The organism is Vibrio sp. 10N.222.49.C9, assembly GCF_041474985.1.
In the GTDB taxonomy this organism is placed as follows: Bacteria; Pseudomonadota; Gammaproteobacteria; order Enterobacterales; family Vibrionaceae; genus Vibrio; species Vibrio crassostreae_C.
On the sequence record NZ_JBFRVD010001430.1, the window covers coordinates 1 to 428 of the forward strand.

The following is a 428-nucleotide window of genomic DNA, read 5'->3' on the forward strand; positions in this document are numbered from 1 at the left end:
TAGATTGTCAGTAAATGGGCTTTCAGTAATCACATGCTGCATGGCTTCATCAGCAAGGCTTGCATGGGCAACAGGCACAATATTTGCTGACCAATTGAGCTGTCCGATCATAATCCCTGCTGCAAATGCGACAGAAGCTGCGACCGCAAGACTACGTTTGGCAAAGCTTGGGCGTACCACGTTGTCTTCAGTACTCTGATTAAACAAAATCTTATCAGCCAAACTCTCTGGTACATCGACCCGCATAGCCTGTTCGATTCTCGCGTCCAGATTTAATACGTCATCGGCAAACTTGGCATTGCTGTCACTATTTGCGATGGCGCAGAGTAAGTCTTCGTCTCGCGCTTTCGGGTCAGACATGATGCGGCGGCGAAATTCTAAATCATCCATTTTGCCTCCCCTGATTTGAAGTTGATGAATCAAGTAAC

The 428-nt window shown here is 47.0% G+C and carries 1 protein-coding gene; it reads right to left on the reverse strand.

Annotation, left to right across the window (positions count from 1 at the left end; all coding sequences use genetic code 11):
* Positions 1-390: DUF3379 family protein (locus AB4585_RS28610; protein WP_372172162.1), on the reverse strand; the 390-nt coding region annotated here is incomplete at its 3' end.
* Positions 391-428: the final 38 nt, after the last annotated feature.